23 protein-coding genes and 2 riboswitches are annotated in these 23,173 nt (G+C 38.4%); of the genes, 1 reads left to right on the forward strand and 22 read right to left on the reverse strand.

The genetic code is table 11. The annotated features are described in order from the left end of the window. Positions 1-13: 13 nt before the first annotated feature. From MOC86_RS17310 to MOC86_RS17395, 18 genes are all read right to left on the reverse strand, one after another. Positions 14-1,549 carry a cobyric acid synthase gene (locus tag MOC86_RS17310; protein WP_268585239.1) on the reverse strand — a complete coding sequence of 512 codons (1,536 nt, stop codon included), beginning with the start codon at positions 1,547-1,549 and terminating at the stop codon, positions 14-16. After that, the gene (locus MOC86_RS17315) at positions 1,546-2,907 is read right to left on the reverse strand and encodes a cobyrinate a,c-diamide synthase (RefSeq protein WP_268585241.1); all 1,362 of its coding nucleotides are present in this window, start codon (positions 2,905-2,907) and stop codon (positions 1,546-1,548) included. The genes MOC86_RS17310 and MOC86_RS17315 overlap by 4 nt, the downstream gene beginning before the upstream one ends. A 14-nt stretch (positions 2,908-2,921) precedes the next feature. Then, positions 2,922-4,046 (reverse strand): cobalt-precorrin 5A hydrolase, encoded by a 1,125-nt coding sequence (locus MOC86_RS17320; protein WP_268585243.1) that lies wholly within the window; start codon positions 4,044-4,046, stop codon positions 2,922-2,924. Next, a complete protein-coding gene (cobM, locus tag MOC86_RS17325) occupies positions 4,043-4,816 on the reverse strand; it encodes a precorrin-4 C(11)-methyltransferase (protein WP_124049745.1) in 774 nt (257 codons plus the stop codon). The genes MOC86_RS17320 and cobM overlap by 4 nt, the downstream gene beginning before the upstream one ends. Further along, complete coding sequence (cobI, locus tag MOC86_RS17330; RefSeq protein WP_243517326.1) at positions 4,813-5,514, reverse strand: precorrin-2 C(20)-methyltransferase; 702 nt, start codon at positions 5,512-5,514, stop codon at positions 4,813-4,815. Before cobI ends, cobM begins: the two co-directional genes overlap by 4 nt. Next, positions 5,514-6,725, reverse strand: a complete 1,212-nt coding sequence (gene cbiE, locus MOC86_RS17335; protein ID WP_268585245.1) for a precorrin-6y C5,15-methyltransferase (decarboxylating) subunit CbiE — start codon at positions 6,723-6,725, stop codon at positions 5,514-5,516. Before cbiE ends, cobI begins: the two co-directional genes overlap by 1 nt. Further along, a complete protein-coding gene (locus tag MOC86_RS17340) occupies positions 6,715-7,815 on the reverse strand; it encodes a cobalt-precorrin-5B (C(1))-methyltransferase (RefSeq protein ID WP_268585247.1) in 1,101 nt (366 codons plus the stop codon). Before MOC86_RS17340 ends, cbiE begins: the two co-directional genes overlap by 11 nt. 5 nt (positions 7,816-7,820) lie before the next feature. Then, on the reverse strand, positions 7,821-8,468 hold the full coding sequence (locus MOC86_RS17345; protein WP_061802158.1) for a precorrin-8X methylmutase: 648 nt from the start codon (positions 8,466-8,468) through the stop codon (positions 7,821-7,823). A gap of 13 nt (positions 8,469-8,481) precedes the next feature. Then, complete coding sequence (gene cobK, locus MOC86_RS17350; RefSeq protein WP_268585248.1) at positions 8,482-9,258, reverse strand: precorrin-6A reductase; 777 nt, start codon at positions 9,256-9,258, stop codon at positions 8,482-8,484. Next, on the reverse strand, positions 9,255-10,145 hold the full coding sequence (locus MOC86_RS17355) for a sirohydrochlorin chelatase (protein WP_268585249.1): 891 nt from the start codon (positions 10,143-10,145) through the stop codon (positions 9,255-9,257). The genes cobK and MOC86_RS17355 overlap by 4 nt, the downstream gene beginning before the upstream one ends. A 21-nt stretch (positions 10,146-10,166) precedes the next feature. Then, on the reverse strand, positions 10,167-11,804 hold the full coding sequence (gene cobJ / locus MOC86_RS17360; protein ID WP_268585250.1) for a precorrin-3B C(17)-methyltransferase: 1,638 nt from the start codon (positions 11,802-11,804) through the stop codon (positions 10,167-10,169). Between the two features lie 53 nt (positions 11,805-11,857). Continuing rightward, entirely contained in the window at positions 11,858-12,232 is a 375-nt protein-coding gene (locus tag MOC86_RS17365) for a (2Fe-2S) ferredoxin domain-containing protein (RefSeq protein WP_268585252.1), read from the reverse strand. Between the two features lie 141 nt (positions 12,233-12,373). Then, positions 12,374-12,561, reverse strand: a riboswitch (cobalamin riboswitch). Positions 12,562-12,824: 263 nt separating this feature from the next. Beyond that, entirely contained in the window at positions 12,825-13,241 is a 417-nt protein-coding gene (locus tag MOC86_RS17370; protein WP_268585254.1) for a universal stress protein, read from the reverse strand. 113 nt (positions 13,242-13,354) lie between these two features. Then, entirely contained in the window at positions 13,355-13,579 is a 225-nt protein-coding gene (gene gerE, locus MOC86_RS17375; RefSeq protein WP_019391263.1) for a spore germination transcription factor GerE, read from the reverse strand. 115 nt (positions 13,580-13,694) lie between these two features. Then, positions 13,695-14,162: an acyl-CoA thioesterase gene (locus MOC86_RS17380; RefSeq protein ID WP_268585255.1), complete on the reverse strand. Its 468-nt coding sequence runs from the start codon at positions 14,160-14,162 to the stop codon at positions 13,695-13,697. A gap of 53 nt (positions 14,163-14,215) precedes the next feature. Next, positions 14,216-14,983 carry a succinate dehydrogenase iron-sulfur subunit gene (gene sdhB, locus MOC86_RS17385; RefSeq protein ID WP_061802165.1) on the reverse strand — a complete coding sequence of 256 codons (768 nt, stop codon included), beginning with the start codon at positions 14,981-14,983 and terminating at the stop codon, positions 14,216-14,218. Beyond that, positions 14,980-16,779, reverse strand: coding sequence for a succinate dehydrogenase flavoprotein subunit (sdhA, locus tag MOC86_RS17390; protein WP_268585256.1), 1,800 nt, complete (start codon positions 16,777-16,779; stop codon positions 14,980-14,982). The genes sdhB and sdhA overlap by 4 nt, the downstream gene beginning before the upstream one ends. Before the next feature lie 30 nt (positions 16,780-16,809). Further along, a complete protein-coding gene (locus MOC86_RS17395) occupies positions 16,810-17,418 on the reverse strand; it encodes a succinate dehydrogenase cytochrome b558 subunit (protein WP_019391259.1) in 609 nt (202 codons plus the stop codon). Positions 17,419-17,709: 291 nt separating this feature from the next. On the opposite strand from MOC86_RS17395, the gene MOC86_RS17400 reads away from it, so the two are divergent. Beyond that, the gene (locus MOC86_RS17400) at positions 17,710-18,198 is read left to right on the forward strand and encodes a YslB family protein (RefSeq protein ID WP_268585257.1); all 489 of its coding nucleotides are present in this window, start codon (positions 17,710-17,712) and stop codon (positions 18,196-18,198) included. Between the two features lie 33 nt (positions 18,199-18,231). Here MOC86_RS17400 and MOC86_RS17405 read toward each other — a convergent pair whose 3' ends face one another. From MOC86_RS17405 to MOC86_RS17420, 4 genes are all read right to left on the reverse strand, one after another. Continuing rightward, positions 18,232-19,458 (reverse strand): aspartate kinase, encoded by a 1,227-nt coding sequence (locus MOC86_RS17405; RefSeq protein WP_268585259.1) that lies wholly within the window; start codon positions 19,456-19,458, stop codon positions 18,232-18,234. Between the two features lie 128 nt (positions 19,459-19,586). Next, a riboswitch (Lysine riboswitch) is annotated at positions 19,587-19,763 on the reverse strand. Positions 19,764-19,831: 68 nt separating this feature from the next. Next, positions 19,832-21,622, reverse strand: coding sequence for an excinuclease ABC subunit UvrC (gene uvrC / locus MOC86_RS17410; protein ID WP_268585260.1), 1,791 nt, complete (start codon positions 21,620-21,622; stop codon positions 19,832-19,834). 67 nt (positions 21,623-21,689) lie between these two features. After that, on the reverse strand, positions 21,690-22,004 hold the full coding sequence (gene trxA / locus MOC86_RS17415; protein WP_040056898.1) for a thioredoxin: 315 nt from the start codon (positions 22,002-22,004) through the stop codon (positions 21,690-21,692). Positions 22,005-22,185: 181 nt separating this feature from the next. Continuing rightward, positions 22,186-23,166 carry an electron transfer flavoprotein subunit alpha/FixB family protein gene (locus MOC86_RS17420; protein ID WP_268585261.1) on the reverse strand — a complete coding sequence of 327 codons (981 nt, stop codon included), beginning with the start codon at positions 23,164-23,166 and terminating at the stop codon, positions 22,186-22,188. Positions 23,167-23,173 lie beyond the last annotated feature (7 nt).

Raw genomic sequence — 23,173 nt, forward strand, 5'->3', positions numbered from 1 at the left:
CGGTTACATCAAATTATACCGAAAACTTCTCTGAATTCGTTTCTTTTTGAGAAAATTCGACCATTTTAGACTGAATATATTCCATGTTCACGTGTTTTCGCACATGATCAGCAAGTAAGTCAAAGGCTTCTTCTCTCATTTTATTAAACGATGGTCGCTCTAAAAGAGGAGGATGCCCTTTTTGTGCTCGTATACTGTTTAATAAAGCTGTTCTAAAAGAATCGTTATGAAAAATACCGTGAAAATACGTTCCAATGACTTTTTCTTCCTCAAAATAACAGCCATCTTCCCCATTTTCTAATTGAATAAGACAATCCACTTCTTTTGTAAACATTGATGTGCCCATATGAATCTCATATCCTTTTACAGGCATCTTTTCATGTTGAAAATTTAGCATTCCTTCTGAAAGAATCGTTTTCTTTTCTTCTCTAATTGTTGTATGAAGAGGAATAAAATCAAGTGATGTAACTTCCTCATGAGGTGATTCAATATGAAAAGGATCAAAGATTTTCTCGCCAAGCATTTGGTATCCTCCACAAATCCCAACAATAACTGTTTCATTTCTTGCAAAGAGCTCTTTTAAGCGTCCCGAAAGACCTGTTTCTTCTAGAAATAGATAGTCCTCAACCGTATTTTTACTGCCTGGCAAGATAATAAGATCTGGATTCTGCAGCTGTTCAAGTTTTGTTACAAACCGAACGTGGCAGTCTTCCTCAACAAAAAAAGGATCTACGTCTGTAAAATTTGAGATTCTTGGATATTGAATAACAGCAATATCAATTACTTTTTCAAGGTTTTTCACCTGAGAATAACGAGATAGAACAACAGAATCTTCCGCATCAATATTTAGGTTGGGCATATATGGAATAACGCCTAAAACAGGGGTTCTTGTATATTCTTCAAACCATTCAAGACCAGGAGTAAGCAGTGATACATCACCTCTGAACTTGTTAATTACAACACCAATAACCCGTTCACGGTCTTTCTCACTTAAAAGTTGGAGTGTTCCAACAAGACTTGCAAATACTCCTCCCTTTTCGATATCGCCGATAAGCACAACAGGAGATTCTGCAATGGCTGCAACTCGCATGTTCACAAGCTCTCGATCATTTAAATTAACTTCAGCCGGACTTCCAGCTCCTTCAATCACAATTCTTTCATAGGTTCCTTTTAAACTTTTAAATGACTCTTTAATTAATCCAAGGCCTGTCTCGAAAAACTCTTGTCTATATGCCATTGCTTTCATATTTTTATACGGCTTTCCATGTACAACAATTTGCGATTCAGAATCTCTCGTTGGTTTGATTAAAATAGGATTCATATCGGTTGTTGCAGTAACTCCTGCTGCTTCTGCTTGTACGCCTTGAGCTCTACCAATTTCCTTGCCATCTACTGTTATATAAGAATTCAGGGCCATATTTTGAGACTTAAAGGGAGCTGTTTTATATCCGTCTTGGAAAAAGATTCGACAAAAAGCAGTTGCAATTGCGCTTTTGCCTGCATCTGAATGAGTTCCTTGAAACATAATTGAAAGAGCTTTCTTGTTCATCCTTTGTACCCCTCGCATTTTGCAATCCATTTTTTAACCATCTGAGGGCATGACCCAAAATGAAAATGAGTGTATCCGGCAAGAAGATTTCCTTTCATATATCCCTCTTTTTTAATACCTCTCATTCCTTTTGTCTCATAAGCTGGAGTAAATTCTTCATCACCTTCAAATGTTGAGTAATGAAACTCGTGTCCTTTTGCTTCAAGACCCCCATCTAATAGATAATTCCCTTCACTTCCCCTAATCTCCCGATAACCAAGTGCTGCTCGTTTCTTTTGCATTTTGACACGCCCAGGAACAACACCAACCATCTTATGTATTTCTCCGTTCGTTGTTTCGATTGAATCTGCTAGAAACATAAACCCTCCACACTCAGCAAGCGTTGGCATTCCTGAGTTTATTGCGTCTTTGAAGGACTCTTTTACCTGCTCTTGTGAAGAAAGCTCGTTTGCAAACTCTTCTGGAAAGCCTCCGCCAATATAAAGCCCTTGAACATCGCTTGGAACGCTCTCTCCATTTAACGGTGAGAATTCTACGATTTCTGCTCCATTTGCTTTTAACAGTTCCACGTTTTCTTCATAATAAAAATTAAAAGCTTTATCTCTTGCAACTGCAATTTTCACCACAGGATCTTTTGCTACTAGTTTAGGATTTTCTACATCTAGAACTTCTGTTTCCGCTAATGTATATAATGCTTCTAAATCAACTGTTTCAGAAATTAAGTCTCCAAGTTCATTAAAATAAGAATGAAGCTCCCCTCTTTCAATAGACGGCACAAGTCCTAGGTGTCGCTCTGGAATAGATAAGCTTTCGTTTCGCTTTACATATCCAACTACTGGAATTTTACACTCTTGCTCAATTGCTTTTTTTACTAACTTATAGTGTCCTTCACTTCCAACATTGTTAGCAATAACACTGACAATGTTTGGTTCTTCCCACATCATTTGAAAACCTTTCACAATAGCTGCAGCACTTCTTGCCATACTTGCACAGTTGACAACAAGTAAAACAGGGCTATCTGTTAAAACACTAATCTCAGCCGTTGTTCCTCTATTATCAAGGGGACTTTTTCCATCATAAAAGCCCATTACTCCTTCAATAATTGAAATATCAGCATCCTTGCTATTGCGTTTTACAATTTCTTTCACTGTGTCATGGGGAAGCATCCAACTATCAATATTTCGCGATACTCTCCCTGTTACTGCTGTATGGTACGTTGGATCAATATAATCAGGACCACACTTGAAACCTTGTACAGTGTATCCTTTCTTTTTAAATGCTGCCATAAGACCGATTGTAAGCGTCGTTTTCCCAACTCCGCTTCCTGTACCTGCCACAACAAGTCGGCGTTGCACCATGTTGTTTCCCCCTCTTAGTTATATGGGATAACGGCAACAGATATCGTAACGTTCCCACTTTTTTTCTTTTCAAGATACAGCTCAGATGCTCCGCTTTTTAAAAGAGCTGCAGGCTCACTTACTCCATATGCACCTGTATATTTAAAAACTGTTTCAGAAGGATTCTTAATTTCCACTTCATTTAATTTTTCTGGTGTGTAGTATGAAAACTCTAATCCATATTTTTTAGCTACTTGAAGTAATCCTTCTTCATCTTTTTTTAGATCAATTGTGCTAATAGCTTTGACACTTTTTACTGAAAATTGTAGTTCTTCAAGCGTTTCTAACATGACGCTCTCAATTTCAGAAGCAGAAGTGCCTCTGTTGCAGCCCATGCCAAGCACAATATTTTTAGGTCTATAAAGAACACCATTATCTAATACGTGTTTTTCCTCTTCTTTTAATAAGCGATGTGTTACAACAAGCGCAGCTTGAAAACCGTCTTTTTCCGCTTCCTCAATTGAAGAGTAGGAGTTAATATTTCCAGGAATTGGTGTATCGTAATGCCACCATCCTTTTTCTCCACTCTCTTGAATTACAGCTACTTTTTCTTCATTTACAACAGAAGCGCTAACAGGCGTTAACTTCTCAGCTGAATCCCACACCCAGCCAAAACGTTTCCCAAATAAGTCAACAGGAATTGTTTTTTGTACGTCAGATGCAGTTGTAATAACAGGATGAGCTTTTAAAAGAGCTGCAATCTCTCTTGTTAACTCATTTGCTCCTCCGATATGACCAGAAAGAACGCTGATGACGTTTTCTCCTTTATCATCTACAACAACAACACCTGGGTCGGTTTTTTTATCTTTTAAAAGAGGCGCAATCATGCGAACAACCGCACCAAGTGAGATAATAATAATAATCCCTTTATATTGTTGAAAAAGAGCTGGAAGTAACAAGCGAACGCTTCCTGAGAAAAGCTGAATGCCCTTATCTTCTTCATCCCCTTTTTCAAACTTGCTCATATAGTACACGTCAGAATTTTGAAAAGAGGAGCCGAGCTTTCGAGCAAGCTCAACTCCGTGCTTTGTGATAGCAACAACAGCATAATCTCCTTGTTGAGTGACAGCTGGTACTTCACCTTCTTGCAATGCAATCATGATGGAAGCCCCTTTCTAAATCCATGTGTAAATGTCTTATCATAAAGCTTTGAACGATAATCTTTTTTATGAATATGTTCATCTAAAGCCCAGCCAGCTAGAATCATAGCTTGCTTACGAATGCCATTTTTCTTCATGTCTTCATCAAGATTAACAAGCGTTGTGCGTACGATCTTTTGGTCTGGCCATGTTGCTTTGTATACTACAGCAACAGGAGTATCTTCACTCCATCCAGCGCTAAGCAGCTCTTTAATCACTTTCTTTGTTAATGTCGCACTTAAAAATAACGCAATTGTACACTGATGCTTTGCTAAATCTTTTAGTTTCTCAAACTCTGGAACTGGGGTTCTTCCTTCTGCTCTTGTAAGGATAACCGTCTGAGTTAAATCTGGGATGGTAAGCTCAGCTCCAACAGCTGCTGCTGAGGCAAATACAGAGCTAACTCCTGGAATGATTTCAACTTCAACGTCACGCTCTTTTAATAGTGCAACTTGTTCCATAATTGCTCCATAGACAGCAGGATCTCCTGTATGAACACGCACAACTTTCTTTCCTTCACTTAGTCGATCTACCATAAGGTCAACCATTTCTTCTAGATGCATGCCAGCTGTTTTCAATACTTCTGCGCCTTCTTTTGCCTTATTTACAAGCTCTTCATTTACAAGCGAATCAGCATAAAGTACAACATCTGCTTCCTGAAGTAGTTTTAAACCTTTTACTGTAATTAAATCCGGATCTCCTGGTCCTGCTCCGATAATAAATAGCTTCATTTTCGCACCACCATTAATGTTAAGTATTCAAGTTCTACGCCTTCTAATTCTTCAATATTCCATACGATTTCTTCCTCTGACGTTACTTTCGTTACAACAGATGCTTTATGTAATAAATTCAGTTCTTTTAATAACGGAATCATAAAATCAATTACTTTTGCGACTTTAATAAATACAATACAGTCGTTTTCAAGAAGCACTTTTTTCATTTCTTCATAGTCTTCTCGAGCAGGAACAATTGCTACATGTTCATCACCATCTGCAAGCGGCAGACCAAGACGTGAAGCCGCACCATTAATAGAAGAGATACCTGGTACTGTTTCAATTTGGACTTCTGGGTGGCGTTCTTTCATCAGTTTCATCATATGAATAAATGTACTATATAAAAGAGGATCACCTTCTGTTACAAAAGCAACGTCTTTTCCTTGCTGAAGCTCAGCAAATACCGTTTCCGTTGTTTCGCTCCATTTCTTTTGAAGAATCTCTTTATCTTTTGTCATTGGAAATACAAGCCCAAGCATTTCTTTTTCACTTGGATTGAAATATGCTTCAACAATGCGATGTGCATAGCTTTTACTTCCTTTTCTTTTCTTCGGATAAGCAATAACATCTGTTTCTTTTAGCTTTCTGAATGCTTTTACTGTAATAAGTTCTGGATCTCCTGGTCCTACACCAAGACCGTATAATGTTCCTATCATCATTTTTCTCCTTCTTCACGACGAGCGCTAATAATATAGATGGGGTTTAGAGCATCAAAACGAGTTAAGTTTAAAATTGGCTTACTTCTTGAAACTTGAGCAAGTGTAATGTCTACGGAGTAGCCATTTTCTTTAAAAGTGGATACAGCTTCTCCTAAATTTTCAATTGTTACAGCATTTAGCACAATCTGACCGCCTTCGTTCAGGCGTTCACAACACTGTTTTAAAATATTTTTCATTCCCCCTGCTGTTCCACCAATAAAAACAGCATCAGGATTATCAAATGTCTCTAAGCCGTTCGGAGCCTTATCGTGGATAACTGTGAAATCTGTACGAAACTTTTTCATATTTTCCAAACAGTTTTGGTAATCGCCTTCGTTTTTTTCAATAGCGAATACTTTCCCGTCTTTAGCAATACGAGCAGCTTCAATTGCTACTGAGCCTGTACATGTTCCAATATCCCAAACAATGCTATCTTTTTTTAGACCAAGAGCACCTAGACTTAGCGTACGAATCTCTTTTTTTGTAATTAAACCTTTTTCAGGTTTACGCTGAATAAACTCTTCGTCATGAATTCCAAATGACCAAGATGGTCCTTTTTTCATTCTTTTTAAAATCACAACGTTTAAAGATGCAAACTCGGTATCAGTTGCTTCTTCGAGCGTTAAAGTTCTACATCTTTCTTCTTCTCCACCAAGGTGCTCGCCGACAAACATTTCATACTCTGTCATATTAAAAGAGAGCAAATATTTTGCAATTTCAGAAGGAGAATTTTTTTCATCTGTTAAAAGAGCTACAAGGTCTTCACCATCAATCTTTTGTGCAAGCCCTAGCATATCTCTCCCATGAACACTTAGAAGTTTTGCACTTTGCCATTTTTCTCCCATTCTTGAGAAAGCAAGCTGCACGGAACTTAAGTATGGATAAATGTTTACGTCTATCTTTTTGGAAAGATAGCCACCAATTCCATAGAAAAGGGGATCTCCTGAAGCAAGCACAACAACTTCTCGTTCCTCACTTTGCAGCATATCAACTAAGTTTTTAAGTCCACCTTTTATCACAACTTTTTCACCGCTATAATCAGGGAAGAACTTAAGCTGTCTTTCCCCTCCAACTAATACAGCACTTTGTTTAATAAATGTTTCATAAAGGGGGAGCAAACTTGCTCTCCCTTCATCTCCAATGCCAATAAGCTTTATATTACCTTTCATCATAAACCGCCTTTCCAAGAAACGCTCCTTTGAACGTATAAAGAGAAGTTTCAATCTTCATTCCGCCGCCCACTTCTCTTAAACCCGAACGACAGCAATTTTCACATAAACTATCAAAGAAATGAGGCAAATTTCTTTCCACCATAAGATCACCAACTTGAGAAGCCGTGTTTGCATTACGGATACTTTCTAAGAGCTCTTCGTCTCCCCCAACGCGCTCTGCAATATCAGCTAAAAAGTTAAAATCAACAGGAGCACTTTTGGAATGTACCATCATCACACCTTGGGCAACTTTTGAGAACTTGCCCATCATTCCAACCATTGAAACATGCTTAATTCCTTGGCGTTTGCACTGTTTGAGAGTGAATCCGACAAAGTCTCCCATCTCCACAAATGCTTCTTCAGGAAGATCCGGATATTCTTTCATCCCATATTTCTCACTGCGTCCACCTGTTGTAATAACAAGATGATCACATCCACTTGTTTTAGCAACGCTAATAGCCTGTACAATACTTGCTTTATAAGCAGCTGTTGAAAAAGGAACAACAATTCCTCTTGTTCCTAGAATAGAAATACCCCCAAGGATACCTAGACGACCGTTAAGCGTTTTTTTGGCCATCTCTTCTCCATCAGGAACTGAAATGATGATTTTAATTCCTCTATTTGAACCATGCTCTTTTAAAACTTCCTCCGCTACGCTATAAAGCATTTTACGTGGAACAGGATTAATAGCCGCTTCACCAACTGGGACAGGCAATCCTGGTTTTGTGACTCGTCCAACCCCAACCCCGCCGTCAAGTTCAATGCCTGGTGTATCTTTCCATGTTACTGTTGATTGAATACGAGCGCCGTGCGTTGCATCCGGGTCATCTCCTGCATCTTTAATAATTTCAGCGAATCCCATATTTTCTTTGACTTCACATTGTTCCATTGAAAAGGTCACAATTCGCCCCATTGGAAGCTTGATGGTTGCCTCCTTTTGCACTTCACCTGTGATAAGAGAAAGAAGGGCCGCTTTTGTTGCAGCTGTTGCACAAGAACCTGTTGTATACCCTTCTCGAAGTGGTTTATCTTCTTTTTTAGCTTTCATCACAATTACACCTGATCTGCTAAAATTGAAATCGCGTTTAATGCAGCAACAGTAACTGTACTTCCGCCCTTTCGTCCAATGTTTGTAATGAACGGAATATCAAGTTTTGCAAGCTCCTCTTTGGACTCTGCTGCAGACACAAATCCTACAGGCATTCCAATAACGAGCCCTGGCTTTGCTTCTCCTTCTTTAATAAGACGAATAAGTTCAAGTAAAGCTGTTGGAGCATTTCCGATAGCAAATATACCGCCTTCAGCATGTTGAATAGCTTTGCGCATTGAAATGATAGCACGCGTTGTATCTAATCGTTTTGCTTCTTCCATAACATCTTCATCAGAAATATAAACGTGCACATCACTTCCAAACTTCTGGAGGCGAGGCTTGTTTGTTCCCACTTGGACCATCTGCACGTCTGCTACAACTTGTTTACCGCTTCTGATGGCTGCAACACCTGATCTAACTGCATCTGGATGGAAAAGAACGCTTCTTCCAAGCTCGAAATCTGCTGAAGCGTGAATAATACGTTGAACAATTGGGTATTGTTCTTCTGTGAAATGATGCTCCCCTAACTCCTCTGTAATCATTTCAAAACTTCTTCCTTCAATCATTTGAGGCTGTACTGTAATTGGTTTAAAATCTGTACGAAAGTCCATAATTAACGCTCCTTTAATGTTTTTGTAGTTGAACCGTTTTCTTTAACGCTTCTAGAATACTCGGAAAATCACTATATACTTCTTTGTACTCAATACGTGGTCTTCGAATCATAATAGTTTCGATTCCAAGCTCTCTTGCGGCACTAAGCTTTTCATCTACAGACCCTACCTTCCCACTCTCTTTTGTCACCATAAGTGTAACGCCATACTGCTTATATAATGCTTGATCAAATTCTTTTGTAAAAGGACCTTGAATGGCAACAATGTTCTTTTGAGGGAGGCCAAGCTCTTCACACTTTTCCATATTATCTTTTCGAGGCAGCATTCGCGCAATCAAACGAATGTCTTCAATTGGCAGTAGCTTTTTTGTAAAGGTAGCAAGGGTCTTGCTGCCTGTTGTAAGCATTACAACGCCTTTTCTTTTTGCTGCTTCTTCAGCCGCCTCCTCATAATCATTAACAAACGTTAGCTTGTCATATTGAAATGTTTGAGACTCACGTTCATAGCGGAAGTATGGAATTTGAGCCTCCTCAGCTGCTCTCATTGCGTTTTTAGATGCTTCTTCTGCAAAAGGATGGCTCCCATCGACAATAGCGCTCATCCCTTTTTCTTCTATTAGTTTTGTAATCTCGGCTGCATCTAATCTACCTACTTGAACAGATAAGTGCGCTCGCTCTAATTCAATCGCGGCATTTTCTGTTACAACCGTTGCCAAAAGAGGATAGCCTTCCTCACTAATCCGGATAGCAAGCTCTCTTGCATCACTTGTTCCAGCAATAAATAAAATCATTTTAAAACACCAGCTTTTTCGTCATCCTCATGGTGATGATGCCCATGGTCATGGTCGTGATCATGATGGTGGTGGTGATCAATATGCTCCATTGCTTCAATTCTGTAAAGACAGGTATCACAATTCATTTTCACTTCACCTTCAAGCGCTTCCTCAACTCTATCTTTCAAAATCGTTTGAAGCTTTGGATGAAGGCCAAAATATTGAGCGAGCTTAAATTCAACTTCTGGATATTTTTCTTTAAATCCTTCAACAAGTTTTTCAAGACGTTTAATTAAAATTCCTGTAAAAAGGAAGTATGGAAGCACAACAATTTTCTTTGCTCCAAGCTTAATACAGCGTTCTACTCCTTGTTCAATCAAAGGATCTGTTACACCCATAAAGGATGTTTCAACAAGTTTATAGTTTGTTTTCTCCCAAAGAAGACGCGTAATTTTATAAAGCTCGCTGTTCGCGTCAGCATCGCTTCCACCGCGCCCAAGTAAGATAACCGCTGTTTCTTCTCCAGGACTTTCTAAATTTTCCCCAGACTCTTTTAATCTTGTATTTAAAATTTCAAACGTTTCTTCATGAATACCAATTGGTCTGCCATATGTAAATTTCGTGTTTGGATACTTTTCTTTCGCTTCATCAATCGCTCCTGGAATGTGAATTTTAGAATGGCCAGCAGGAAGAAGCATGATTGGAATTAAAATAACATGATGTGCCCCTTTTTCTATACAGGTATCAATTCCATCTGCAATTGTTGGACGCTCAAATTCCAAGAAGCTTGTTTCTACTAACAACGTCTCTGGCAAAAGAGTCCTCATTTTCTCTACAAATTGACGTACTTCTTCATTCCCTTCAAAGTCACGACTTCCGTGTCCAATAAATAATACAGCTTCCATTTGTTTTCCTCCTCTATTTTCCTAGTCTCCACAAGGAGCTGGCTCAATTTTAATTTTGGGTGTTACATCTTGGTAAATAAAACCACCGACTTCTTTTACACGTTTAAAGAATTTAAAGAACGACTCATTCGGATGACCCTTTTCTCTATACTCATCAACAATTCCTTCAACAACATCAACAATCTTTTCAGGAGAAATTCCTTCTGCAACAGGCTGTCCAGAATGTGCTGATCGGCCTACTGTCTTCGCCCCAAGAAACAAATCAAACTTTCCTTTTCGATATACAATTCCTATGTCATCTTGTACAGCTCTGTAGCAAGCCATACCACAGCCGTTGAACCCGATTTTTGTAACTTTTGGCATATTCACTCCGCCAAGTCTTTCTTGAAGTTCTTCTGCATATGGAATGGAATCTTTTTTCTCCCCATCGCAGAAGTCACACGCCTTCATTGTTAAAACGTCTCCAACAGGAGCAAGGAGTAGACCTACTTCGCTAAGTCTCTTTGTTATTTTTTCTGGTTCAGCAGTCGGTACTTCAAGACGAATTTGATGATCTGGTGTATATTCAATTGACCCTTTTTCGCCTGCAACTTCAGCAATTGTGGTGAGCTGAACTGGTGTAAACTTTTTACTTACAAGCCCTGGGCTTACAGCAAGTTCGAAGATGGATTCCATCTTAGCCGTTACTTTTTCAAATGTTGTTTGCTCTTCTTTTCCTGTCACAAGACTAAGAGCTTTCTCCGCAATTTCTCTTGAAGAAATTTTCTCTACTTCTTTAACTTTCTCAACTTTTTCTGCTGCCTTCTCTTCCACTGCTGGTGCTGCTTCTTCTTGGGAAAGTGCCCATGGCTCTGCCTCTTTTTTCAAACGTTGATGAGGTTTTAGCGGCTGTTTTGTTTCATTTAGCGTATATTTACGTTGATAGCCACGTGGGGTAATCATCAAATCATCATAGAGAAATGTTGAAGAGTTTCCAATAATAACAGTTGTTAGCATTCCAATTTCATGTTCAAGCATCTCTTTTAAATTGGTAATTACAATATTCTGACGATCTCGATATGCGCTTTTCACAAGGCCAACAGGAGTATCTGGTGATCTATATTGAAGCAGGATACGCTGTGCTTCCGCAATTTGACGGGTTCTTCTTCCGCTTTTTGGGTTATAAAGAGCAATAACAAAATCAGCAGATGCCGCAGCTTCAATTCTTTTTTCAATAAGTGTCCATGGTGTTAAATGGTCGCTTAGGCTTATTGTGCACGCATCATGCATAACAGGGGCTCCTAATAATGAAGCACAAGAGTTAATCGCAGAGATACCAGGAATAATTTCAATTTCCACTCCGTCTTTTCTTGACCAACCTTTTTCAACAAGCACTTCATACACAAGGCCAGCCATTCCATATACTCCCGCATCTCCACTCGAGATCACAGCTACTTTTTTCCCTTGCTCAGCTTGCTTCACTGCTTCTTGGGCTCTTGTCACTTCCTCAGTCATTCCAGTACTAATAACCTGTTGATTTGACAACAACCCTTGGATAAGTTCCACATATGTTTTATAGCCAATAATCATGTCACTTTCTTGAAGTGCCTCTTTCGCTCGCTCTGTAATATGTTCAAAATTCCCTGGCCCAAATCCGACGATAAGCAATTTACCACTCATATTTTTTCCTCCTACCACAAGTTTTTCGAATGATGCAATTCTTTCGAAAACAGTTATTTCACTTTCTCTTTTGAAATTCCTTTTGGTGATGAGAAATTTTCAGGAGCTTTAAATCCTTCCTCATATGTGTAGATGATAGAGTTTTCAAGCTTATTCCCATCTAAGAGATGCTCTCTTACCATCTCTCTTCCAAGCTCTGGTGTCATTTCTTTATACCAAACTCCTTCAGGGTATACAATTGCTACACATCCATCTTTACATCGTCCATTACATCGCGTTCTTGTTGTATGAATTTGAGCATCTGCCCCAAGTTTTTCAATTTCATCTCGAATAGCAACCGTTACTTCTTCTCCGCCCTTTTTCATACACGTTCCACCATTACAAATTAAGACATGGTGCTTTGTTTCATTTAAATTCCACGTTGTCATCCATACCAACTCCCTCGTTAAAATCGTTTTCTCAAAAAACGCATAAAAAAAACACCTCTACGAGAAAGAGATGTAAAATGCATACCTGTACACGAGTTTGCACAATGGATTAGCACTTCTTCCTATGTCCCGTAGGTTTCAAATGAAGCAAACAGCTAAGGCAGGTCTCCTGACTCAAGGTAATCGTTCTACTACGTCTTCCCAAAAAAATTCAGTGACACGTTGTAATAGAACTCCCTTTTACAGTGGCGGGCACCGTGCCAGATTTTCACTGGCTTCCCTTTTCAACATAGGCTTTAAAGCTATGTACCTTCCTGTTTACAATATGAAATTGTCTTTAAAATGAAAGAAGAACTCTCCCTAGCAAAACATACATAGTGGAATCACTATCTCACCCCAAACAAACTTAGCTGTGATGATGACTCCCCTTATGTGCAGTATGCTAGGATAGTTCTCTATCTGCTACTTTTTTTGATTTATGTAAAAATTTTTTCTTGTATGAGTTTTCTAATTAACTACAATGATAGAGGAAGTTGGCTCATTTTTCAATAAAGAATTCAGTTGAAGAATAGGAGAAGCCTCATCCCTTCTCTTATTTCACAAGGAGAACGGAACAGGAGGCTTTTTCTATTATTCTAGAACTAACGCTACCAAGCACTACTTTTTGAAATCTATTAAATCCTCTACTTCCTACCACAATAAGTTCAATATTGTTCTCATTTGCATGACGAATAATTTCTTCAGCAGGATTTCCAACTCTAAAATGAACCTTATGAGTAATGTTATACTTTGCAGCCATAGTATCAATTTCACGAAGAAATTCTTGCCTGTCTTCTAGCTTGTTTAAATTAGAGCGTTTATACCAATATGTTTTAGTTTTATCATCCCCTTCTTTCACATGAAGAATTTGCAGTGGTGTACGATAACAAGAAGCAATAGAAAACGCTTTCCCAAGCGCTTCTTTAGCCTGTTTTGAGCCATCTACGGCTGCAAGAATTTTATTGTACATTTCTTTCTCCCCCTATATTTCTTTCTTTTTCTACTTCCCTTTTTTGACTGTGATAATCTTTCATTTCGCTAGAAAACAAAACCGACTATCTTTTACTGATAGTCGGCCACATGTTATAACTCGAGTTCTCCCATGCGAAGAAGTTCAACGACAGCTTGAGAACGCCCTTTAACGCCCAGCTTTTGCATTGCGTTAGAAATATGATTGCGAACCGTCTTTTCACTAATAAACAGCTCACTTGCGATCTCTTTCGTTGTTTTGTCCTGTACTAGAAGTTCAAAAACCTCTCGTTCTCTCTTTGTAAGTAACGGTTTAGGTGGAAATTCTTTATCCTTCAATGTAACCCTCCTTGCCTGATCCAGAGTCGAACTATCGGATGGGTGTAAGTTAGTCACGATATACTATGTAAAAAAGGATAAAGCGGTTCCTAGAATTCGCAAGTTATGCTATATTTTATTCACTTTTTTTCGATTGATAAGGTTTTAATTTCTCAAGTTGCTCCTCTGTCCATGGAACAGATTTACCTGTTCTTTTGGAGACCTGTACAAGAGCACCTCGTCCTGTGAAGCAAATTTCCTCTTTTTCATTTATCCCGACATAGTGTAAATCAACAGATGAACGTCCAGTATGCTCAATTTTCGTTTTTACTCTAAGCCCTTCTCCAAAGAAGACTTGCTGAACAAAATCACACTGTAAATCAGCAACAACTGGCATTGTTTCACTATCAGGCTTCTTCCATATTTCCATAAAACCAATATGTTGAAAAAAAGTTGTTCGGGCTTCTTCAAAATAGAGGAAAGGAACGGTATTATTCATGTGACCAAACATATCTGTCTCACAAAAGCGAACTCGAATCTCTCTATTAAAGGTAAAATCGTGCTTCCAAGTCTCTATATTGTTAATATAACTCGGCTTCTTCATTCATCTTCCTCCTTTGATGAAAAGAAACCTCTCCAGTATGGAGAGGTTTCTTTTTATTCTGCATCGCTTCCAAAAAACTTTCGGAAAGAGCGAAGAGTAGTGTCTCTGTTTAAAGCAGCAATTGATGTTGTTAATGGAATACCTTTTGGACAAGACTTTACGCAGTTTTGTGAGTTACCGCAATTTGAAAGTCCTCCATCTTCCATTAGAGCATCAAGTCGTTCATGTTTATTCATTGCTCCAGTCGGATGTGCATTGAATAAGCGAACTTGCGATAATGGAGCAGGTCCAATGAAATTTGATTTACTGTTTACATTTGGACAAGCTTCTAAGCATACTCCACAAGTCATACATTTTGAGAGTTCGTATGCCCATTGACGTTTCTTCTCTGGCATACGTGGTCCCGGCCCTAAATCGTAAGTTCCATCAATTGGTACCCATGCTTTTACTTTTTTCAACGAATCAAACATGCGACTACGGTCGACTTGTAGATCCCTCACAACAGGGAAAGTTTTCATTGGCTTGAGTCGAATCGGTTGTTCAAGCTTATCAACTAACGCTGTACAAGATTGACGAGGGCGTCCGTTAATAACCATTGAGCATGCTCCACAAACCTCTTCTAAACAGTTCATATCCCAGTTAATTGGTGTTGTATGCTCACCTTTTGAATTTACTGGATTTCGACGAATTTCCATTAGAGCTGAAATAACGTTCATATTTGGACGATACTCAATCTCAAATTCCTCGTCATATGGAGCTGTTTCCGGTGAATCTTGGCGTGTAATAATCAACTTAATGGTTTTTGTTTTTGTCTCAGTCATTTCCCACTAACCCCCTCTTTTTTTTTAGAGGATGCTGATCCACTATCTTTCTTTTGTGAATAATCACGCTTACGCGGCTTGATTAATGACACATCTACATCTTCATAAGAAAAGTTAGGTGCTGACTCACGATCTACAAAAGTTGCCATCGTTGTTTTTAGGAATTCTTCATCATTACGTTCTGGGAAGTCTGGTTTATAATGTGCTCCGCGACTTTCATTACGGTTATAAGCACCAAGTGTAATAACACGAGCAAGTTGAAGCATATTTGCTAGCTGACGCGTAAATGCCGCTCCTTGGTTACTCCATTTTGCTGTATCATTAATATTAATATTCTGATAGCGTTCAAGAAGCTCTTGAATTTTATCATCTGTTTTCAACAATTTATCGTTATAACGTACAACTGTTACGTTATCAGTCATCCATTCTCCAAGTTCTTTATGAAGAACATAAGCATTTTCTTTTCCATCTAGAGAAAGAATGTTTTGCCATTTTTGTTCTTGTTCTTTTACATGTTTATCATAAAGTGAAGATTCTATAGAATCTGTCCATTTGTTAAGACCTTCAATGTATTTTACTGCGTTTGGTCCTGCAACCATACCACCGTAAATAGCTGAAAGTAGAGAGTTTGCACCTAAGCGGTTTCCACCGTGCTGAGAATAATCACATTCACCAGCTGCAAAAAGACCAGGAATATTTGTCATTTGATCATAATCCACCCAAAGGCCACCCATTGAGTAGTGAACGGCAGGGAAGATCTTCATTGGTACTTTACGTGGATCATCACCCATGAATTTTTCATAAATCTCAATAATTCCACCAAGCTTAATATCTAGTTCTTTCGCATCTTTATGAGAAAGATCAAGATATACCATGTTCTCTCCATTAACACCCAGTTTTTGGTTAACACAAACATCAAAAATCTCACGAGTTGCGATATCACGCGGAACTAGGTTTCCATATGCCGGATATTTCTCCTCAAGGAAGTACCAAGGCTTTCCGTCTTTATATGTCCAAACACGACCACCTTCACCACGCGCTGATTCACTCATAAGACGAAGTTTATCATCTCCTGGAATCGCGGTTGGATGAATTTGAATAAACTCACCGTTTGCATAATGTACTCCTTGTTGATAAACAATTGAAGCTGCTGATCCTGTATTGATCATGGAGTTTGTTGATTTACCAAATACTATTCCAGGTCCACCCGTTGCCATAATTACCGCATCTGCTTTGTATGAACCAATCTCCATTGATTGCAAATTCTGAGCGGTAATCCCTCTACAGGTTCCTTCATCATCAATAACGGCCCCTAGGAATTCAAATCCTTCATATTTAGTTACAAGACCTGCTACTTCATAACGACGAACTTGCTCATCAAGTGCATATAAAAGTTGCTGTCCTGTTGTTGCGCCAGCAAAAGCTGTTCTATGATGCTGTGTACCTCCAAAGCGGCGGAAATCAAGCAATCCTTCTGGTGTACGGTTAAACATAACTCCCATACGGTCTAATAAATGAATAATTCCAGGTGCTGCTTCACACATTGCTTTAACGGGAGGCTGATTTGCTAAAAAGTCTCCACCATAAACTGTATCGTCAAAGTGCTCCCATGGCGAATCTCCCTCACCTTTTGTATTTACGGCTCCGTTTATTCCACCTTGCGCACAAACTGAATGAGAACGCTTCACTGGAACGATAGAAAACAAGTCTACTTTCTTACCAGATTCCGCAATTTTAATTGTTGCCATTAAACCAGCGAGTCCACCGCCGACAACAATAATTTTTCCGTTACTCATCGTAACTCACTCCTTTGAGATATGAATAAATTAAGTGAACGCTAGGATGGCGCGGACACCTACAATTGTAAGAGCAAAAAATACGCCAATCGTCACATATGTTGCAATTCTTTGAGAACGAGGAGTTACTGTTAAACCCCAGCTAACGCTAAATGACCATAAGCCGTTAGCAAAATGAAAAATAGTAGAAATAACACCAATAAGATAAAAAGCAAGTGAAACCGGGCTTGATAGGATGTTTGCCATCATATCATAGTTAACTTCGGTACCTCTCATAGCTTGAATACGTGTTTCCCATACGTGCCATGTAATAAAGATAAGTGTAATAACACCTGTAACACGTTGAAGAACAAACATCCAGTTTCTAAAGAATCCATATCTGTTCGCATTGTTCTTGGCTGTAAAGGCAATGTATAACCCATAAACAGCATGAAAGATAATTGGTAAGAAAATCACAAAGATCTCCAATAAATAGCGAAACGGTAGTTTTTCCATGAAGTGTGCGGCAGTGTTAAATGCCTCTGGGCTTCTTGTTGCAAAGTGGTTAACAACAAGATGCTGGATAAGGAAAATCCCGATCGGTATTACACCCAGTAATGAGTGTAACCTACGATAATAAAATTCTTTTGTTGCTTCCAATATCTAAACCCCCCTTGTGAAATAGAAAACATGTGTAGTCCAATAGACCCAAGCTCCCCATCCTTTTGTTGTAGTCTAATTTGTTGAAAAATGAAACCCCTTGCATTTTTCAACAAATTATAAATTGTGAAACAAATGTGACAAATTTATTGTACTCCCCCATAATGTAAGCGTCAAGAATTGTTGTAGGTGATTTTCACTTCTAAAACCGGGAAAAGCTACTTTTTTCTTACACAAACTATATAAATCGTAAAAAATCATTTATAATGGAAAAGAAAGTGAGGTATCGGTATGGAGCAACGAGAAAAACAAGAGTTAGATAGTTTAGAAGAAGTGGAAAAAGAAGAGGAAAGGCCATCTGCTGTTACACATGAAGAAACCATTCCTTTATTTGGTTATGAACTGCTGCGAGATATTGTTTTACCAGATATTTTAGGAAAGGAAACAGATAATATTTCCTATTGGGCTGGTAAGAATATTGCACGTGTTTATCCACAGCCGTCCCTAGCAGATCTTCAAACTTTTTTTATTCGTGCAGGATGGGGCACTCTTACTCTAAAAAAAGAACAAAGAAGCTCACTCGAATTTGAACTTAGCGGACCTAGCGTTGAACGCCGTTTACATAATAAAGAAACATGCTCTTTCCAACTTGAGGCTGGATTTCTAGCTGAACAAATTCAAGCTCAAAAAGGATATACAGCAGAAGCTGAACAATGGAAAAAACATCGTAATAAGGTCGTTCTTTCCATCGTTTATGACAGAAGAGATATTCTAGTATAGAAAAGGAGAACTCGCTAAACGAGTCCTCCTTTTTTATTTACCTACACGTTCATTTGTTAACTCAAATGTTTCATGAAGAGCTTCGACAGCTTTTACCATATCTTTTTGCACAATGACTGTTGAAACTTTAATCTCAGACGTGCTAACCATTTTCACTTGAACTTTACTATCTTGAAGTACCTCAAACATTTTCGCAGCTACCCCAGGATTTGAAACCATTCCAGAACCAACAATAGAGACTTTTGAAAGTCCATTTTCATGCTCAACTTCTTCATATTGCAGATATCTTTTTTGAGCTTCTAAAACACTTAATGTACGTTGAAGTTCCTCTGTTTTTACGGAAAATGATACTGCTGACTTAGCAGACGTAACGCTTTGAACAATAATGTCTACATTAATATGATGTTTAGCAAGGAGCGAGAAGATAGAAGGAAGGGTATAAATGTCGTCCTCCATGCCAATAACCGTAACTCGGGAAATATTGTCCTCAAATGCAATTCCTCTTACTAATAAATTATCTTCCATCTCTGCTTCCTCCTTAATAATTGTTCCATGTTCTTTTTCTAAACTTGACCGAACTTCAAGCTTTACTTCATAATTTTTAGCAAACTCAACAGCTCTTGGATGAAGAACCCCTGCTCCTAGATTGGCAAGTTCTAACATTTCATCATAAGAAATCGAGTTAAGTTTTCTCGCCCCTTTAACATAACGAGGATCTGTCGTATAGACTCCTGTTACATCTGTGTAAATATCACATTTTTCTGCTTCAAGAGCTGCAGCAAGTGCCACCGCAGTTGTATCAGAGCCACCTCTACCTAATGTTGTAATCTCATTGTTCTCTGTAATCCCTTGGAATCCCGCAACAACGACAATTTTATTTTCTTTGAGATATTGTTTGATTCGAACGGTTTCAATATTGGTAATTCGAGCATTTCCATGTACCTCTTCTGTCTTCATTCCAGCTTGCCAACCTGTTAAAGAAACAGCATCATAACCTTTCGCTTGAAGAGCCATAGAAAGAAGAGAAATGGTAATCTGTTCTCCTGTTGTTAAAAGCATATCCATTTCCCGCTTACTTGGGTTTTCATTGAGCTCTTTCGATAATGAAACAAGCTCATCCGTTGTTTTTCCCATTGCAGATACAACAACAACAACGTCATTACCTGCTGCTTTCTCCTCAATAACTCGATTTGCTACATTTTGAATTCTCTCGCTAGATCCTACGGAAGTTCCTCCAAATTTTTGAACAACTAAGCCCATTTTTCTAAAACCTCTCCTCAGTTCGTTTTTTCACACAAATGGTTTACTCGTAAGTAGGGCGAACGCAATAAAAAAAAGCAATGAGAGAATCTCTCATTGCTTTTTCAAAATATCTATATTTGCGCAATGTGTGAGATAGCCCTCCAAGATTGTGATCTTGACAGTCTTACATTTATTCAATGCAAAACCAGCAAAAGCTATGATGAGCTAGCTTCCACTTCGGCAGATTTTCCTTTCTATAACAATCAACGGAACTCATTTTCCTCCTGCTATATACTCTTAAAATCCGCACCTCTATCTTCACCTCAGTAATATTGAAGTGATTATACAGTTTTTAAAATCTTTTTTAGCTTATCAAATATTTAAAAAGTTTTCAATCACTTTTTTCGTTTTCTTCGCGAAGAGCGCTATAAATCGCAGTTGCTGTATCTTTTGGTATCCCTGCTCCTTGGATTTCTTCTATGCTAGCTTCTTTTAATTTCTTTAAAGATCCAAAGTGAGTAAGCAGCATTTTCTTTCGCTTTGCGCCAACCCCTTTAATATCGTCAAGAACAGATTGAAAAGAAGATTTTGAGCGAACTTGTCGATGAAAAGTAATCGCAAAGCGGTGCACCTCATCTTGAATGCGCTGCAGTAAATAAAACTCTTGGCTGTTCCTTTCAAGAGGCACTACTTCTAAAGGCTTTCCTATCATAATGTTTGATGTTCGGTGCTTATTATCTTTTACAAGACCTGCAACAGGAACAAACAATCCAAGTTCATTTTCAAGTACGTCCTCTGCAGCCGCAATTTGTCCTTTCCCTCCATCAATCACAATTAAATCTGGAAGCGGAAGATTGTCTTTTAATACACGACTATATCTTCGTCGCACAACTTCACGCATGGAATCATAGTCATTTGGACCTTCAACAGTTCGAATTTTATATTTTCGATATTCTTTCTTATACGGTTTTCCATCGACAAATACGACCATTGCTGATACAGGATCTGTTCCTTGAATGTTTGAGTTATCAAATGCTTCGATTCTATTTGGCATAGCAATATTTAGTTTCTCACCAAGATTTTCAATTGCTTTAATTGTCCGTTCTTCATCACGTTCAATAAGCCAAAATTTTTCTTTCAAAGCAATCTTAGCGTTCTTATTGGCTAGGTTCAGTAAATCTTTCTTTTTTCCTTTTTGAGGACAGTGTGCTTTGATTTCTAAAAGACGCTCCACTATTTCACAATCAACATGCTCAGGAAGAAGCACTTCCTTTGGTTTTACATGGTTAGACTGCTGATAAAACTGTCCTAAAAAAGTGAGAAAATCTTCTTCAGGGTCACCGTAAAAAGGAAACATGGAAACATCACGTTCAATTAGTTTTCCTTGGCGAATAAAGAAAACTTGGACACACATCCATCCCTTATCATAGGAATAGCCGAAAACATCTCGATTGACAAAGTCGTTAAACATCATTTTTTGCTTTTCCATTGTTGCTTCAATATGGGAAATTTGATCTCGATATTCCTGTGCACGTTCAAACTCTAGATTTTCTGATGCGTTCATCATCTTTTCAGTCAGTTCTTCTTTAACATGCTTGAATCCGCCGTTCAAAAACTTTGTAATCTCGTCTACAAGCTCCTTATTTTGCTCCTTTGTCACTTCATAAACACAGGGAGCCAAACATTGGCCAATATGATGATAAAGACAAACTCGGTCTGGAATAGTAGAACATTTCCGGAGTGGATATAAACGATCTAAAAGCCTCTTTGTCTCATTTGCTGCTTGAACGTTTGGATAAGGTCCAAAATATTTGCCTCCATCTTTTTTTACTTTTCTTGTGATAAATAAACGTGGATGGCGCTCATTGCTAATTTTAATAAATGGATAGCCTTTATCATCTTTTAGCATAACATTATATTTTGGATCGTACTTCTTAATTAAGTTCATTTCTAAAATAAGCGCTTCAATGTTGGAAGACGTGACGATATATTCAAAATCAACAATAGCGTTCACAAGACGAAGCGTTTTTCCATCATGACTTCCGGTAAAGTATGAGCGTACTCTATTTTTTAATACTTTTGCTTTTCCAACATAAATAACAGTATCGTCCTTATCCTTCATCAAGTAACAGCCAGGCTGATCTGGAAGAATCGCTAGCTTTTCTTTTATGATTGCGTTCATAACGTCCCCCCTTTTTCTTTTTGTCATAAGAAAAGCACCTGCAAAAAGCAGGCGCCCTTTTTAAAGCTTATAGATGTTTGTTTAATGCTTCAGCAAGTGCTTCTTTTGGTTGGAAACCAACGATTTTGTCAACTTGTTCTCCGTCTTTCATAACAAGTAAAGTTGGGATACTCATTACACCAAATTTTCCTGCTGTTTCTTGGTTTTCATCTACGTCAAGCTTTACGATTTTTACTTTGTCGCCCATATCTGAATCAAGTTCTTCAAGAACTGGAGCAATCATTTTACAAGGTCCGCACCATGGTGCCCAAAAGTCAACAAGTACTACCCCTTCATTTGTTTCAGCAGTAAAGTTTTGATCTGTTGCATGTGTAATTGCCATTAAAAATTCCTCCTATACCTAAGTAACTTCTTTTAAGATATTCACAGTATAACATCATTAAAATGGGAGTGCCATTTATTTGTTTCGTCATGTCTTTCCTATTACATAGTTATACCCTAAGGAATCATTTAAAAACAGCATTTTTCATAAAAAACACGGAAAAGGCGACAGAGTGTCGCCTTTAGCTCTTTTCTACTTTTAATTTTTCACACTCCTCGATTAAAAGCGGAATGATTTCAAACAAGTCTCCGACGATCCCATAGTCTGCTACATTGAAAATATTTGCTTCTGGGTCTTTATTGATAGCTACAATTACTTTTGAATTAGACATACCTGCTAAGTGTTGAATAGCGCCAGATAAGCCACATGCAATATACAAATCAGGTGTAACAACTTTTCCCGTCTGTCCAATTTGAAGCGAGTAATCACAATATTCTGCATCACATGCCCCTCTTGAAGCTCCAACTGCTCCACCTAGCACATCAGCAAGTTCTTGTAATGGCTTAAACCCTTCCTCGCTTTTTACACCCCGTCCTCCAGCTACAATCACTTTTGCTTCTGAAAGATCTACTCCGCTCGTCGCTTTTTGCATAACTTCTTTTACAACTGTACGTAAATCTAGAGATGGTTCTGCAACTTCTTTTGTTTCTCCATCTCTTCCTGGGTCCGCTGCAAGCTTTTCGATATTATTTGGTCGAATTGTGAAAAATAAAGGGGTGTCAGTAAGGATGCGTTTCTCAAAAGCTTTTCCTGAGTAGATAGGACGCGTTAGAATAACGTTTTCACCCACAACTTCAATATCTGTTATATCAGAAATTAAACCACTCTCAAACTTTGCTGCAAGCTTTGGAGCAACCTCTTTCCCTTGAGAAGTATGGCCTATAATAATTGCTTCTGGTTCTTCCTCCTCTAAGAGGGCCTGAAAACATTGGGAGAAACCATCAAGCGTATATGTTTTTAAGTTAGCGTTTTCAATAAAAACTACACGATCTCCACCATAGTGAAAAAATGAAGACATATGGCGAGCAATGTCTTCTCCAACTGCTCCCACAACAACTTCTCCGCCATCTGCAATCATGCGTGCTGCTGCAATCGCTTCGTACGATACACTTCTGACTTCTCTGCCTTTAAATTCCGCCAATGCCAATACTTTGCGAGCCATAGCTATT

The sequence above is a fragment of the Priestia endophytica genome (assembly GCF_026790145.1).
In the GTDB taxonomy this organism is placed as follows: Bacteria; Bacillota; Bacilli; order Bacillales; family Bacillaceae_H; genus Bacillus_I; species Bacillus_I endophytica_A.